Origin of the sequence: Patiriisocius sp. Uisw_017, assembly GCF_047731265.1 — a bacterium.
Taxonomy (GTDB): domain Bacteria; phylum Bacteroidota; class Bacteroidia; order Flavobacteriales; family Flavobacteriaceae; genus Patiriisocius.
In genome coordinates, this window is the sequence record NZ_CP159835.1 from 3,685,041 (window position 1) to 3,700,932 (window position 15,892).

13 protein-coding genes are annotated in these 15,892 nt (G+C 32.7%); 9 read left to right on the top strand and 4 right to left on the bottom strand.

Annotated features, from left to right (window positions below; all coding sequences use genetic code 11):
• Positions 1-9 precede the first annotated feature (9 nt).
• The 3 genes from ABXT67_RS16670 (at position 10) to ABXT67_RS16680 (ending at position 4,249) form a co-directional block, all read left to right on the top strand.
• Complete coding sequence (locus ABXT67_RS16670; RefSeq protein ID WP_415375157.1) at positions 10-642, top strand: low molecular weight phosphatase family protein; 633 nt, start codon at positions 10-12, stop codon at positions 640-642.
• 3 nt (positions 643-645) lie between these two features.
• Entirely contained in the window at positions 646-1,692 is a 1,047-nt protein-coding gene (gene arsB / locus ABXT67_RS16675) for an ACR3 family arsenite efflux transporter (RefSeq protein ID WP_415375158.1), read from the top strand.
• A 1,228-nt stretch (positions 1,693-2,920) separates the two neighbouring features.
• Positions 2,921-4,249 (top strand): ice-binding family protein, encoded by a 1,329-nt coding sequence (locus ABXT67_RS16680; protein WP_415375159.1) that lies wholly within the window; start codon positions 2,921-2,923, stop codon positions 4,247-4,249.
• Positions 4,250-4,833: 584 nt separating this feature from the next.
• On the opposite strand, the gene ABXT67_RS16685 is transcribed toward ABXT67_RS16680, so the two are convergent.
• Both ABXT67_RS16685 and hemW read right to left on the bottom strand, forming a co-directional pair.
• Positions 4,834-4,983 carry a hypothetical protein gene (locus ABXT67_RS16685; protein ID WP_415375160.1) on the bottom strand — a complete coding sequence of 50 codons (150 nt, stop codon included), beginning with the start codon at positions 4,981-4,983 and terminating at the stop codon, positions 4,834-4,836.
• A gap of 396 nt (positions 4,984-5,379) precedes the next feature.
• The gene (gene hemW, locus ABXT67_RS16690; protein ID WP_415375161.1) at positions 5,380-6,507 is read right to left on the bottom strand and encodes a radical SAM family heme chaperone HemW; all 1,128 of its coding nucleotides are present in this window, start codon (positions 6,505-6,507) and stop codon (positions 5,380-5,382) included.
• Between the two features lie 720 nt (positions 6,508-7,227).
• Between hemW and ABXT67_RS16695 the strand changes: the two genes are divergently transcribed.
• A complete protein-coding gene (locus tag ABXT67_RS16695; protein ID WP_415375162.1) occupies positions 7,228-7,482 on the top strand; it encodes a hypothetical protein in 255 nt (84 codons plus the stop codon).
• Positions 7,483-7,699: 217 nt separating this feature from the next.
• Here ABXT67_RS16695 and ABXT67_RS16700 read toward each other — a convergent pair whose 3' ends face one another.
• Entirely contained in the window at positions 7,700-8,938 is a 1,239-nt protein-coding gene (locus ABXT67_RS16700; protein ID WP_415375163.1) for a BamA/TamA family outer membrane protein, read from the bottom strand.
• A gap of 438 nt (positions 8,939-9,376) precedes the next feature.
• Between ABXT67_RS16700 and ABXT67_RS16705 the strand changes: the two genes are divergently transcribed.
• The 3 genes from ABXT67_RS16705 to ABXT67_RS16715 all read left to right on the top strand — a co-directional run bounded on the left by ABXT67_RS16705 (position 9,377) and on the right by ABXT67_RS16715 (position 12,267).
• Positions 9,377-9,883, top strand: coding sequence for a cupin domain-containing protein (locus tag ABXT67_RS16705; RefSeq protein ID WP_415375164.1), 507 nt, complete (start codon positions 9,377-9,379; stop codon positions 9,881-9,883).
• A 307-nt stretch (positions 9,884-10,190) separates the two neighbouring features.
• A complete protein-coding gene (locus tag ABXT67_RS16710) occupies positions 10,191-11,732 on the top strand; it encodes a sugar porter family MFS transporter (protein WP_415375165.1) in 1,542 nt (513 codons plus the stop codon).
• Between the two features lie 406 nt (positions 11,733-12,138).
• Positions 12,139-12,267, top strand: coding sequence for a hypothetical protein (locus ABXT67_RS16715; protein ID WP_415375166.1), 129 nt, complete (start codon positions 12,139-12,141; stop codon positions 12,265-12,267).
• 406 nt (positions 12,268-12,673) lie between these two features.
• Here ABXT67_RS16715 and ABXT67_RS16720 read toward each other — a convergent pair whose 3' ends face one another.
• Complete coding sequence (locus ABXT67_RS16720) at positions 12,674-12,808, bottom strand: hypothetical protein (protein ID WP_415375167.1); 135 nt, start codon at positions 12,806-12,808, stop codon at positions 12,674-12,676.
• 975 nt (positions 12,809-13,783) lie between these two features.
• Here ABXT67_RS16720 and ABXT67_RS16725 point away from each other — a divergent pair.
• Complete coding sequence (locus tag ABXT67_RS16725; protein WP_415375168.1) at positions 13,784-14,401, top strand: class I SAM-dependent methyltransferase; 618 nt, start codon at positions 13,784-13,786, stop codon at positions 14,399-14,401.
• Positions 14,402-14,645: 244 nt separating this feature from the next.
• Positions 14,646-15,527, top strand: a complete 882-nt coding sequence (locus tag ABXT67_RS16730; RefSeq protein WP_415375169.1) for a hypothetical protein — start codon at positions 14,646-14,648, stop codon at positions 15,525-15,527.
• Positions 15,528-15,892: the final 365 nt, after the last annotated feature.

Below are 15,892 nucleotides of genomic sequence, written 5' to 3' on the forward strand. Positions count from 1 at the left end.
TTTATAAAAATGACAACAACAAAACCAATCCTATTTCCAGAAATAGAAAAAACAATTAAGGAATTAAATCCTCAAAATATCTCAAACGAGCGCAAAGGAGTTTTACAACCGCTAATTGATTTTATACAGTCAAAAGTTTCAAATAATCAAGAAACTCGAATTAATTTTATTTGTACTCACAATTCACGAAGAAGTCATTTATCACAAGTTTGGGCACAAACAATGGCAAATTATTTCAATCTTAAAAACGTGTTTTGTTATTCAGGCGGAACAGAAGCAACAGCACTTTTTCCAATGGTTGGTGAAACTTTGCAACACTCCGGTTTTCAGATAAAAACAATGTCAAAAAACGAGAATCCTGTTTACAGCATTAAATATGCTGACAACGAGTATCCAATAATAGGATTTTCAAAAAAATTTGATGATGACTTTAATCCAAAATCTGAATTTGTAGCGGTTATGACTTGCTCACAAGCTGATGGAGATTGTCCTTTTATTGCAGGTGCAGAAAAACGCATTCCAATAACTTTTGAAGATCCAAAAGCATTTGATAACACACCACAACAAGCAGAGAAATACAATGAAAGAAGTCTGCAAATAGCAACTGAATTATTGTACGTTTTCTCTAAAATAAACGCATAAAAAATGGCCTCAAAAAAATTAAGTTTTCTCGATAGAAACCTAACGCTTTGGATTTTTGTCGCAATGGCAATCGGAGTTGGACTTGGATATTTTATTCCAACATTTCCTGACATCATAAATTCTTTCAATAGCGGATCAACCAACATTCCAATTGCAATTGGTTTGATTTTAATGATGTATCCACCTCTGGCAAAGGTTAATTATTCATTGTTGCCAAAGGTTTTCAGAAACACAAAAATCCTTTCCATTTCCCTTATTCTGAATTGGGTAATTGGCCCGATTTTAATGTTCATTTTAGCAATTACATTTTTACGAGATTACCCAGAATATATGGTCGGACTTATTCTAATTGGTCTGGCTCGTTGTATTGCAATGGTTCTAGTTTGGAATGACCTTGCCGAAGGCAGCAGCGAATATGGTGCAGGTTTGGTCGCTTTAAATAGTATTTTTCAAGTTTTTGCATATAGTTTTTATGCTTGGATTTTCATAACCGTTCTTCCACCATATTTCGGTTTTGAAGGTGCTATTGTAGATATTTCAATTGGCACGATTGCAGAAAGTGTCGCCATTTATTTAGGAACTCCCTTTATAATGGGAATTTTAAGCCGATTGATTTTAGTAAAACTAAAAGGCGAAGAATGGTACACTAATAAATTCATCCCGACTATTTCGCCAATGACATTGATTTCACTTTTGTTTACGATTGTGATAATGTTCTCATTAAAAGGTGAATTAATCGTAGAAATTCCAATGGACGTTTTAATTATTGCAGTTCCGCTACTAATTTATTTTACTCTAATGTTCTTCATTGCTTTTTTCATTACAAAAGCAACAGGCGCAGACTATGACAAAACAGCTTCAGTTGCTTTTACGGCAACAGGAAATAATTTTGAATTGGCAATTGCAGTCGCTATTGCAGTCTTTGGTCTAAATTCAGGACAAGCATTTGCAGGAGTAATTGGTCCTTTGGTAGAAGTTCCAGCTTTGATTTTATTGGTTCGAGTTTCATTTTGGTTGCGGAAAAAGTATTACAGTAAAGCGAACGCTTAACACCATACATATCTGCGATTTGCAGCAGCCAACGCTGCGCCAAAATTGCAAAAGAGTATGTCCTTGAAGACGCTCGCAAATTTTCGGAAAAAGCACGAATGCATGTACCAATCGATTTTACTTCTTATTTTGGGGTGGCGCTATGTTTGGAGTCGCATTTCTATTAAGTAAAAGACCTCTTTATTCAATTTTAACACCTCTAATTATTAATTTATTGGCAATAATTGCAAAATTTCAACCCATTAAATAAACCATAGTACTGGATAAATATTTAAAAAAATATGATAGTGGAAATATGAATACACAATAATTCCTAAAATTTTATATGTTCACAACATATTTCAAAACGAGCGTATGTTCTATATATCCACAAGATTTTTGCCCCCAGTTGCAATGGTTTGCCTGAGGGTAGTTCTTGTTCGCGCACAACAAGTGCTGTTCTTGTTGTTTTTTTTACCATCGTTGCCTTATTCCATATTCTGAGAAGAAGTTTGAAACCTAAATTAAAGGTCTGCTGCGTCTTGCATACTATGTATAAGTCCCAATGTTGGAGTTTCATACCCCACCAAAGGCAATGAAAAGACTTTATCAATATGCTATTTTCAAAAAGTTTTTTTTTCAGAAATAATTTCTATTAGAAAGGAGTCTTCAAACAACGCTAGATAATACGTCTTCATAAACTGTGGCGGTAATTTTATGATAATAGCAAGAAGGCCCTTTGATAAACTTAAATGAACACATTAAACATTTCTGCCCAGTGGATTTAACAATTCCAGTAGATTTTGTTTAATTGTTTCATTAATCCTCATTTTTCTATCAAATCTTCAATTAATATCCTCTTTTTTATTTATTTTTTTTATTATTTTTATTTTTGTTTAGATAACAACCTTGTTAATTAAACAAAAATATGTAGTTTCGCGTCGCAGATTCTATAGATTTCAAGGAAATTTCTTAATTCTTTGTTAAAACAACCACTTTATTATAGGTGATTTCAGTTAATCTTAAGTTTTTTAGTTTTGTGGTTAAATTCTACTTTAAACACATTCTTTTGTTTTAGTTTTTTAATCTATCGTAGCATTAAGCTTTTCGATTTTTTATAAACTCAATATCGTCGTTGATAATGTTTATTTAAGCAGTTATCATATTTTATCCTCAAACACTTTTTATTTTTATTAACCAAAACAATTAATTACTGCCAAATTCGGCATACACAATTACAAACCTCACTATGAAATTCATTTTAAAATGTTTCTTAATATTCTTTGTTTTAATCATTCCAAATAGTCTTTGTGCTCAAGTCGGCATAAATACCGCAACTCCAGACCCTTCTTCTATCCTTGATATTTTCTCTAACAGCAAAGGAGTTTTAATGCCTAGATTGGATCAAGTTGCAAGAGACGCAATTAATGACCCCGCTAACGGTTTAATGATTTTTAACACTTCTACTAATGATAGTCAAATAAATATAGGTGCGGATGGAGGGCCAGCAAATTGGAAAGGAGTAACTAAACCAGAGTACCCCATGTTGTTTGAAATAACCGAATCTGGCGAATCTACTAACACATCTACGAGTGATTTATTAATAACCGGCATGACGTTATCTGTTGTTCCAGGTACGTATACCGCTTTTTTTAATGCTCAATTGACGGCTGCGAGCTTTATTACTCAATCATTTGGATCATCAGAAGGCGCCAATGACCTTACTGCCTTATATGATTCACTATTAAATTACTCAGACGGAATAACACAAGAAGTTAATCACGCAATTGCTTTTGGTGGTACGGGTGTTGGAGAATTTTTACCGCCGGGCATATATACGGTTGCCGGAGCACCGTCGATTTCAGGAAAGCTTACTTTGGCAGGTGGTACTGCTACTGAAAATCCTATTTTTATTATAAAAGCCTCTGGTGCTTTTACTACGGCTGCTAATACTGAAGTTATATTGACCGGTAATGCTAAGCCTGAAAATATATTTTGGCTATCTGGTGCTGCTATGTCTACAGGTGCCAATACTATAATGAAAGGCACTATGATTGGCGGTGGTCTCGGGGCTGGCGCAATTGCATTGGGCGCAGACACAGTAATGGAAGGAAGGTTATTTTCTAAACTAGGAGCCATATCTGTTGGTGCGAACAGTTCTATTACTAGCCCAACTGCTGCCTCTCCAGTTTCTTTAGGATCACTTTCTACATTTGCAATGTTTAGTTCTAGTGGTAATGTTTCAGATGTAGTCTCAGACATCACAAATGGGGATACAGGAGCCGTTAATGGAACCTTATCAATGGTTGGAATCCATAACGGTGTTGCATATTCACCTGCTACAATATCGAGACCTGTTGTTAATATTAATACAACTACTTACAGTTTTTATCAAAATAATATATTAGTAGCAAATTCTACTAGAACAATTAAATTATCGGATGGAATAGTAAACCTACAAGCAACTATCATTGTAAGTGACACAGACACATCCCCTACTGAAATACGATGGAGAGTTAAAGACGGAGATGCAACAATTGCCAGTAGAAATTTTTCTATGATCAGAGCTACTTATTAATTCGTTTTTTAATAAAAACTGTAGACCTACATTTAAATGAGATACAATGTTCCTTATGATGTAGGTCAAAATAAGAGTAGTACTGTATCTCTTTTATGGAATTAGTCTTCATCAAGCACAGCCGCAAGAAGTTTATAATATCGATTTGCTCTAAAAGTAGGACCTACTGTTTAATAATGATCATCATCAGCTATCATTAGATCTGGTAAGCCATTAAAAATATCAACGGCATTTACCCGAGAAGCTCCCGAATATTTCACATCATCCTAGGTAGTATCAAATAAAAGATATTGCATTTTGTTTGAACAATAATTCCATATATGGTTGTTCCTAAAAGGGAATCCAATATTTTTCAAATGTGTTTTGATGTCTCCGCGAACTAAATGGCCATTAATGCCTTGCAACTCATACGATTTTTCAAAAATCGAGCTAAGGCTTTCGTAAACTGCCTCTGCTATTTATAGGGTTTTATTGATGATATTAGCTCTTGATTTTGTTCCTTTTTTATTGCCTTCTCTAGAGGTTGCAAAACTATAATCAGACGATTTATATTCGGCTGGATCATAAGAAACATTTTGGACCAATTAGACATAGATAGCAAACACCTTTTCATCTTTAGAGCTAAAATCTCTAGAAATAACGCACAACATTTCTTCTACAGTTTTTGCCGTGTTTGATGATAGCTTTATAGTGGCATCTGCCGGTTCATAGCGTTTTACCACAAGGAGTCCCACAAAAAATCAACTACTAAGAATTAAAGCTTGTCTTTCATTTTCAAGAAAAAAATTATTAGCTGTTTTTTTTCTGGAAGTTTTAAGTGCTGTAATCTACTTTCCATTTTATTGTCCCTGCCAATTGGTCTATATAGTGAACTGTTTCAATAGCTTGCTTTACTACTTCAAGATACAAACCACTGCTCTATGTTATGTCAACAATGTGCTTTTTGTATTCATTATTTACTTCTGTAAGATCTGCTGTTAACGCGTAAATAAGAGTTGCTTTATTTTTATTTTGATGTCTCCTTATTTGCTTGGTAGCTTGATGAAATAGGAGTAGAAAGCCTTTTTTTTTTAGGTTAAATCCATTTTTTTATTCAAACAAATCAAATGATTCTATACAGATGGATAAAATTATTGGGGTAGCATAAATAAATCTGAGGAAATACCATCTGTTAAAAACTTCCCTTTTTTAGTGACTTTTACCTGGTCTCCATCTTCAAACAACAAATGCATCTTTAGGTGCTGTTGCATGTGTTTCATTATGTAATCATGAAACTGAGTGCCAAAAATTTCTAAAATCTCTAGTAAGGAGATACCGCTTGCAGTGCGCAAACGCGTCATCACATACTCATTATATTGATCTTCTTTTGTAAGAATCTCTCGTTCTAAAGGAAGATTCCCTGCTTCAATACTCTTTATATACAAGGCATTATTTGAGATATTCCAATTTCTTGAAACAATATCATAACTATGCGCAGATGGACCAACACCCAAATAAGGTTTTCTTTTCCAATACGATGAATTGCTTTGAGATTCCCATCCTGGTATACAAAAGTTTGAAAACTCATAATTATGATATCCAACAGCCTCCGTCTTTTCTAGTAAGATACTATGGTGCTCCTGAGCAATAGCATCTTCAATAGGCTGTATTATACCCTTTTTAATAAAACGCTCTAATGCTGTTTTGGGCTCAACCGTTAATACATAACAAGAAATATGCGGGACGCCTAAAGACAACGCCATTTCTATATTTTCTTGCCACTGCTTACTTGACATTTGCGGAATACCATACATTAAATCAATGCTTATATTCTTAAAAGACTGTTTCGCTTTTATAATACACTGAAGTGCTTCTGTTTCATTGTGAGCCCTATTCATAAGCTTTAAGTCTTCTTCAAAAAAAGACTGTATGCCTATAGAAAGCCTATTGATTTGAGAACTCGCCAATGAAGTCACTGTTGCGTCTGTTAAGTCATCTGGATTGGCCTCTAGCGTAATCTCTGGTGTATCTGAAACAGTAAAATTTTTGTATACGGTTTCTAAAATAAGATCAATTTCTTGAGGTGCTAGCAAACTAGGAGTCCCTCCACCAAAATAAATGGTCTCTATGGTCTGAGTGAGTTCTTGTTTCCTAAGCAAAAGCTCTTTACAAATTGCAGCAACCATAGCATCTCGTTTCTTCAAAGACGTTGAAAAATGAAAGTCGCAATAGTGACACGCTTGTTTGCAAAAAGGAATATGAATATAAATACCGGCCATAATTAATGCAGAATTACTTTTTTACTCTTTTCTCACTCTGTTTTACAAAACTAGACCATCCGGAGTAACTATTACCTTCTACTAATGTTTTTTTCGCTGTGGTAAAAATCACAGACTGAAGCTGTCAATAGATCATCTGTACTATCTAACTTTTTAGGCCGTTATTTGAGTTCTAATATGATCTTCTACTTGATCATTAACGACCATTATTGTTCCGTCCTTCATTGACCGTATCAAGCGATCAACCACCACCACTTCTGCTAGACTTCGCTAAATAACATCTTTTGGTTATAGAGATCTCCACAGAGCCCGCCCAGTAATTGTTAAGGAATAAGGAATATCTTCTTTCTCTCGATCCCTGCAGTATCTAAATAAATGCGCTCTTGGTTTTCTTTGGACCTTACAATGATATGGTTGCCTAAACAAAAAATCATATTCGGCGGAGATGGATTAAGTTCCGAATTTAATTAACATCCTGTATAACATAACAAAATTAACCTCTAGAATCGTCTTAAAAGGACACGGTAAAGCAACCGCGATAAAATCCATATACGAGATGACGTTTTACCATCCAGTGTTTGGAAGCAATTAAAAATTGATTGTAATAAAACTTATTTAAAAACATGTTTTTAAAATGATAAATTCAAGTTTATTAAGATAAGAGATTGGAAAGGAGTTGAATTTGCTGAACTTGATTACACAGCTTTTAAAGTTTCTAAAATGAGTGGAACATTACAAAATATAGACATCAAATTAAATCAAGAGATTTCAAAAATCTACAAAAAATCACAAATGCTGTTGGAGTTTCAAAAATTAACACAAAATATCATGGCCAATCTAAATTATGAAATAAATGCTGTGGGTATAATTGTAAATATTTCAATAGTCCCAGGAGATAATATCGAGATGGAAAAACCACTTTCAGTCCAACTTGAAGAAAAAATATATGCGGCGCCGAACAAATTACCACGCTAAAAAACAAGTTAAAACTGATTCGCTATTTACTAAAGTGCTTCTGTAAAAGTCATCATTTGTTAACGCCAGTTTTTAAATAGAGAAATGTTGTTTTGATTTGGTAAGATCGTTACTTAAAAAATTAGTTTTGTCTGTAAAATTATTTCTTTCCGCCGTATAGAAATAGTTTATTGAAGTTGTATGAAACCAAACCATGCTCAGTAACTTGGCTACTATATTAAAAGGTTTCACCTGCATTTAAATAAAAAGCCTTAGAACGCCTTCCCCAAGCTTGATTTAACACCAGATTCGTACGGGTTGCTTTATCAATTAATATACGTAAGCCTAAACCAACAGCGGGCTGAATAGCATCAAAAAGCTTAACTTGTCTATCTTTATCACTGGCTGTTGTGAAATTGGCAAATACAGCACCACTTATTAACTGGTTGCACGAAATGGGAAAACGATATTCGGTTTCTATATAGGCTAAATTCTGGCCTCTAATTAGACCCTGTATATAGCCGCGACCGCCTCTACTTGTTTTGTCCCAACCAAGGGCGGGTAAATTTAGATAAGGCAAATCTCCATGGGTTAAAAACTGTCCATAGGTCCAAAAACCCAGAACATGTTGAAGATTTGTTTTACTCAAAGGAATATAATATTTGAATTCCGTAAACAACATAGAACTTGAGGACTGATTTTGTCCTAATGCTGGATTGGTCCTAAAATTGATATTACCATACCATCCGTTATTGGCATTTACTTGATTATCGCGTGAATCAAATACAAGATTAAGACTCAAGCCATTAATGTAATACTCATTAACACTAAAACCATATTTTTGATTGTACTTATAATGCTCTGTTAATACATTGTTAGAGAGGTCTAACTGTTTGTCTGAAATATTGGTATACCCATCTATATGCACACCACCACCAATATAAAAATCACTCGCCACTCTGAACGACACCGTTTGATGAAATTTAAGATAATCATAATCCATAGGCTGTGCCAATGCTTCTAAAACAAAACCACTATCATTTCCTGGCGAAGGTATGATATCAGATCCCAAGCCATAGTTATCTTGTGAAAAGATATAATACCGCCAATCACCGTTAAAGTATATTTTGTCCTGATTTAGCAGTAATGTGTTTTTAACATTTACCAGTAATTGTTCATTGGTGGTATAGGTGGCACCAATATTAAATGAAGAGTATCTGTCTTCAGTTCGTTTCCCTTTAAAAGTATATTGGGCTACTGCTCCATAAATAAATCCTGTTGCTGGAGAAGATCCAATTATTGGAATCACTAAGAAAAAACTATCTTTAATAGGTTTCAAGGTAAGTATAGAATCTTTCTTTTTAAAAATTTCTGGTAATGATTTAACCACACACTTTGGATTGGTATCATTATTAGATTGAGAAAAAGTGTTGATCGAAAAAAACAAAAAGAACAAGGTTATTGTTTTCCAAAACATAGGAAATATATTGAGTTTATTTTTGTTCACTAATTTATATAATTAACTTTAGCATCCAAATTATAGATATTAATAGTATTCGTCGGTTTTTAATTGCTTTATTAACTAAAAATTTTGAAAAAATTATAAAAGCATGGGGTTTAATCACAAAATACATCCATTCTAATCGCTTATGGCTCTTGTTTTAGGGACAATTAAAACAGTCGTATCACTGCTACTCTTTATCTACCAACTAAAAAAATAAAATGGAACTTGTTCAATGGTGAATTAGCCATTTATTGCAAGGGGATTGGGTTGTATATTTAATAACGGTATCGTAAATTACTGATGACTGTATCTCTCAAAAAATCCCATCTATTTATTATTCGGTTTTGTTTGCTAAATTAGGTAAATAACCGCTCACTATTCATAAACAAGCACCTTGAAAATTATAAAATAATGACAAAATTGATTGAAAAAATAATAAGTAAACTAGGATTAGAACCGCATCCAGAAGGCGGTTATTTTAAGGAGACCTATAGAAGTATTGGGGAGATTAATGAAGCAAGTTTAGGAGAGGTTTATAAAGGTAAAAGGAATTATGCTACTTGTATTTATTTTCTTTTAACCTCAGATAACTTTTCAGCTTTACATAGGATCAAACAAGATGAGATTTGGCATTTTTATGACGGTTCCCCTATAAAATTACACGTAATTTCAGAATTAGGAATTCATACCATAACTATTATTGGTCGTGATATACACCAAGGAGAAACCCCTCAATTTGTTGTTCCGGGCGGTTGTTGGTTTGCAGCTGAAGTTCTACATAAAAACACCTATTCATTAGTTGGTTGCACCGTATCTCCTGGGTTTAGCTTTGAGGACTTTGAACTAAAAACAAGAAAAGAACTTATTTGCTTATTTCCAGATAAAGAAGAAATAATATCGAAATTAACACATCACTAAAATACAACTAGCGACAAGGCGTAAGATTAAAAAAAACTTTTTTAAGGAGCGATTTGTATCGTTTTGTTTTAAATCAAGTACCGTCTTTTTTTAAAACAGGGATTTTGTTCTCTATATATTCGATAGGCTTACGCACTTGTTTTGGAGCTTTAAATCAATACCCCAAAAAGAGGGGAAGATGATTGATGTCGTTTTAAAAAACACAGAGACTAAAATAGCGCATCAACTAATCGCTGACAACAGCGATTAAAAAACGTTCCACGCAAGCTGCGTTATATTAAAACTTAAGCTTTGAACCCAAAAAATTATGAATAAAAAACTTGTATTTATTGCCTTTGTTGTATCCTTAGGTGGTTTTCTTTTTGGTTTTGATGCAGGAATCATTTCGGGAGTAATGTCTTTTGCTGGCCCTGAATTTGATTTAAGTGACATTCAATCTGGATGGGTAGTAAGTTCCCCTTCATTTGCAGCGATGTTTGCTATGCTGTTTTCAGGGAGACTAAGCGATGCGATAGGTAGAAAGAAAATACTCATTTTTGTTGCATTTCTATATGCCATTTCCGCTGTATTATCTGCTTTATCAACTTCTTATGAAATGCTTTACATAGCAAGAATAATTGGTGGTTTGGCTTTTGGTGCTGCCTTGGTTTTAGCACCTATGTATATTGCTGAAATTTCTTCTGCCGAAAATAGAGGGAAGTTAGTTTCAATACAACAATTAAATATCGTTTTTGGTTTTTTCGCTGCATTCTTAAGTAATTATTTTTTTAATAAATACAATACACCCGAAAATACTTTTCTTACAGACGAAAATGTTTGGAGATGGATGTTAGGAGTAGAATTAATTCCTGCTATGCTCTATTTTATTTCTTTATTTTTCATACCAAAAAGTCCTCGATGGTTGTATTTAAAAGGAAAACATGAAGATGCCAAAATAGTTTTAGTACAAATTCACGGAAGGGTAAAAGGAGGACTGGAGATTAATTCTATAGAAGAAAACATAAGCGCAGATAAATATAAAACACCATTAAAAATTAAAGATTTATTAAAGCGATCCTTACGTTTTATTTTAGTTGTAGGCTTAATTGTTGGTGTTCTGCAACAAATTACAGGAATAAATGCAGTTTATTTTTATGCAACTTCTATATTTAAACAAACAGGTATTGGAACAGACGCTGCCTTTTCATCAGGAGTTTTATTAAGTACAATTTCAGTGATTTTTACTTTTATTGCTATCTATTTAATTGATAGAATAGGCAGAAGACCGTTATTATTAATTGGTACAGCAGGTATTTCAATTAGTTTATTACTTTGCGCTTATGGCTTTAACCAAGCAACATATCAACTCTCCCAAGAAAAAATTAATCAGTTCGAATTTTCTGATTCTAAAAAATTATTACCTTTGGCAGATAAAATTTATGACAATGACATCGATTTTCAAAACGATATAAAATCAGCCTTAGGAAATAAAGCATACAATAAAAATGACGGTGCTATTTTAGAGGCAGCAACCACTATTAATGCCAATTTAATATTGATTGGGATTTTAGGTTTTATAGCGTGTTTTGCCTTTTCATTAGGGCCTGTAATGTGGGTATTATTATCAGAATTATATCCATTAAAATATAGAGGTTTGGCAATTGGCTTAATCGCTTTTATTAACTCACTTATAAGTTCTTTCGTACAGTTAATTTTCCCTTGGGAACTATCTAATTTAGGAAATGCATTAACTTTTTTCATATTTGGATCAATAGCACTAATAGGCTTTTTCATCCTTTTAAAAATACTCCCAGAAACCAAAGGGAAATCTTTAGAAGAATTAGAAAAGGAGTTCGTTATAACAACCTAAAGAAAAATGTAGAAAAACTCAAGAATTACTTTTACACAGTCACGATAACAAAACTAATTTAAATGACGCTATCCCTTAATGTGAGTAAACTTTAAGGGATAGCGTCTGTTTTTGGTATGTCTAATGGCAATATACACCTATTTCAGTCTCCACTTTTATTATTTTGTCACTTGACTTTTACACCATATGTATGCTCTAATAGTACGCTATATTTAAATATGACGTTTTTTTGAAAGCCAGATATACGGGTAATTAAACACATCAATAAACATCTTTATTTCATTTATAAATCTAAAGGCTTTTTTGAACTAGATAAGTACCCTAATCCTTTGCTGGAAATGTTGAAAATTGGTCTACTAAAATTGAAGCAGCAAAGCTTAAATGAGTCAAAAAAAAGAAAATTGATGTGAAAATTTTAGAAAATTATTCAGCACTACCCTACCAAATATCTATTGGTGTTGCTATTAAAAAGCTCATTAAAACTACAGGATTACCAATGGTAACCCAAGATCATGATTTTCATTGGGGACGCTGACAGCGTTGTTTTTCTAGGCATCCAGAAATCAATCAAGATGTAGGTGATAATTCCCCCTTAATACTTCCCCACTTAAAGCAAGCGGTCATTAATACTTTTAGTATAGAAACGTTTAAAAATAGATTTTATGCTGATGCTAGGTCGGTACAATACCTTGTGGATTTTAATCGCATTTGTGGTGTGACAACTCCAGCAAATTAGTTTTCCAAAGAGATATTGGAGTTAACAAATGGTCAAAATTAAAAAAGCGACTCTCATAAAAGTCGCTGTCTTTATTCATAAAAAAATGGAAGCTTTACATCCCAATAAATTTCATTGTCTTGTTTAATAATTTTGGATTACTTGAAATATAGTCAATCGCTGCGGTAGACAAATTTTTATCACCTAAAAATGATTTGGTAATTCCCTAATTAGATCCGTTACCATTTTTAACCTTACCAGCCATGGCTTTTGTAGTTTCTGGATTAAATTTTAAATAGTCTGTGGTCTCTGTTTGTAACACTTCATCTTTCATCAAAACATCTTTTATTTGGGACTCCATGTTTGGATTTTCTTTCAACACTGATTCAAGTACCTGATTTTAATATTACTAGCCCTGACTGAAGTTGTTATTTGTGCCGATACTGACGCTGAAAATGCGATTACAAAAGTTAAAAATAAAATTTTTTTCGTGGTATATTGTTTAAATTAATAGCAAGTAAAACTAAGCCTATTTAAACTTACCCAAATTGAAAACATCTATTTTTCAGAAACTTATATAATTTTATTGTTATTATTCTTCTAAATACATCCACTTGGTGCATTTTATCTTACAATAATTTATGTCATTATAATTACAAAATTCCTCTTTTGCTCTCTGTTTTTTTGTTGATGAATACCATTATAGTAATTAAAACTATGTGATTACATTCTGTTTAAAGGAGTTATTGGTTTCTGAAAAGGTTACCAAAAGGTGATCATATCCAGAAGATTACACTAATAATAGTTACATTTGATCACAGTATAAATAGTGATTACTGGGGTTTTAATAAATCGTCTTAATTTTAAGATACTGCAATTAGATTTTTAGAAGAAATTATTATGGTCACAACACATGGGAATCAAAAAAAGTGTAAATCGTTAGGATAAGTTTAAACTAGAACCTTTATAAATGGAATATTAGTAGCTATAATTTTTTCTCAACACAATTTAAGAAAATTGATTATCCGTATAAAACAAGTTTTATGCTTTGGCTATATTTCAAAACAAAGCAGCTAAAAAAAACCTGTAAAAGCAATATGAAATAGTAAACTATTAGAGGAATATCCAGATCCCGAAGACAATATGAATGAAAATAACTAAAACAGATTTTCTATCTCGTTAATTTCGAACAGAAATGAAAATTAAACAATTATTTTTCAAACTTTTATAGATAAAATTAACCGCTCTAATTTTAGACAACCTTCATTTAATTTTAAACATAGCAAACTAGAAAAAATAGCAGAGAATCCTATATACCGCTGAAAAGCACACAATAATGACTGTAGATAATAAGAAACATTGGGAAACAATTTATAAGACTAAAAATCCAGGCCAAGTAAGTTGGACGCAAGAAACACCGAAAATTTCGCTTGAATTTATAAAATCATTTGGACCAAGTAAAAATGCTAAAATTATTGATATAGGCGGAGGCGACAGTAAACTTGTAGATTACTTGCTTGACCAAGGTTTTAAAAACATTACCGTACTTGACATTTCGGCTAAATCACTTGAAAAAGCAAAAATTCGTCTAGGAGAAAAAGCAAATAAAGTAACTTGGATTGTAAGCGACATTACAGAATTTGAACCAGAGACAACTTATGATATTTGGCACGATAGGGCATCTTTTCATTTTCTAACAACGGCTGAACAAATAAAGAAATATATGAAAACCGCGAGAAAGTCTATAAATACATTTTTAATAGTCGGAACCTTTTCTAAAAACGGACCAGAAAAATGTAGCGGTCTTGAGATAAAAAAATACGATGAAAAAGAATTAACATCAGAATTTAAAAATGGATTTGATAAAATTAAATGTGTTACAGCGGACCACCTAACACCATTTGGCACAACTCAGAATTTTTTATTTTGCGGTTTTAAAAAGCAATCCAGATAAAAGCCAGTAGCCTACAACGTTTATCACTAATAACTTGTTCTGTTTGAACACTGAAAACCCAAAAACCTATGCAATCCTGATTTCTACGACAGCCAGTAACTACAAAGACAGAAAAACTTGAGTTTTTATAAACAGATGTTTTCTCTGGTTCGTTTTCTTTTACTACTTTAGAACTGGCAATCGACTATGTCAAAATAAAACTACAACTAACTATAAGAAAGCGTATTATATAAAATGCAATTGTATGTCTAAGATAAATAAAATAGTACCACTTCTCTTTGATAAGTTTCTTTCTGAGAATACTCGTGAAAAAACTGAAAAAATCATTCTCAAAGTCGCACTAATCAGTTTTTTTATTCATTTGGCGATAATCTATTTTTTAAAATTTGATATTGTTGATTTTACTTCAAACTCAGAATTGCTAAAAAGTCCTATATCAGCTGCATATACTCCTTTTTCCTTTATTCTTATCTACGAGGTTTATCTCTTAATTTATTATTTGCCAAAATCGTTTACTACCTATATAACCAAACAGTATGAAATTATAACACTAATCATTATTCGTAAATTATTCAAAGACTTATCTGCTTTAGAACTTTCTGAAGATTGGTTTGAAATTAAAGGAGACCTTCAATTTACCTATGATTTAGTTGCTTCACTTTTACTTTTTTATTTCATATTCCTTTTTCAAAAACAAGGAAAACGAAAAGCAGTCCAAGAAAAAAGCATTCAAATTATTGATAGATTCGTTAAAAGAAAAAAGTTGATTGCCGTTATTTTAGTACCATTATTTTTTGTTATGGCTATATATACGCTCATCGATTGGTGCACAGGAATTTCTTTCTCATCTAATACATTGCCAGCATTTGAAAGTATCAACAATCTATTTTTTGATCAATTCTTTACAGTCCTAATTTTAGTAGACGTTGTACTACTTTTAATTTCCTTTTTTTATACAGACCAATTTCATAAAATTATTAGAAATTCTGGATTTGTAATTTCGACAATCTTAATAAGAATGTCATTTGTGGTAAGCGGATTAATCAGCACTATTCTAATTGTAGCAGCTGTGCTTTTTGGATTAGCAATAATAACAATCCATAACAAATACGAAAAAAACACTTAGGCGAGCAAAGAACTAAAGTAAAACCGGACTCTCAGACATTATCAAAGCCTTTGATTTTGATCTACTGCACAGTTCATCCTCTTTTTCTTTTAGCGCTATAGCTGATGCCTCTACGGTAAAACCCCCTTCAGCGTCCGCTATCATACCGTCAAAGATGTGTCTCTAATCCCTCTGTCTTATTGTGCCTCTAATCTTGTGCACCATTTCCCAAAAGGGTAAGTAGCGTTTAAGTCCCAGCTATCGCTGTCGCTCTTTGCTCGAACATTCTTTCTTGGTAGCACTCATCAAACAGAAAGTTTTATACCATACCTTAAAACTACGGTTGGAGTTTTTTATTATGGTTCCACTGCGCAAAGTATGTCGTG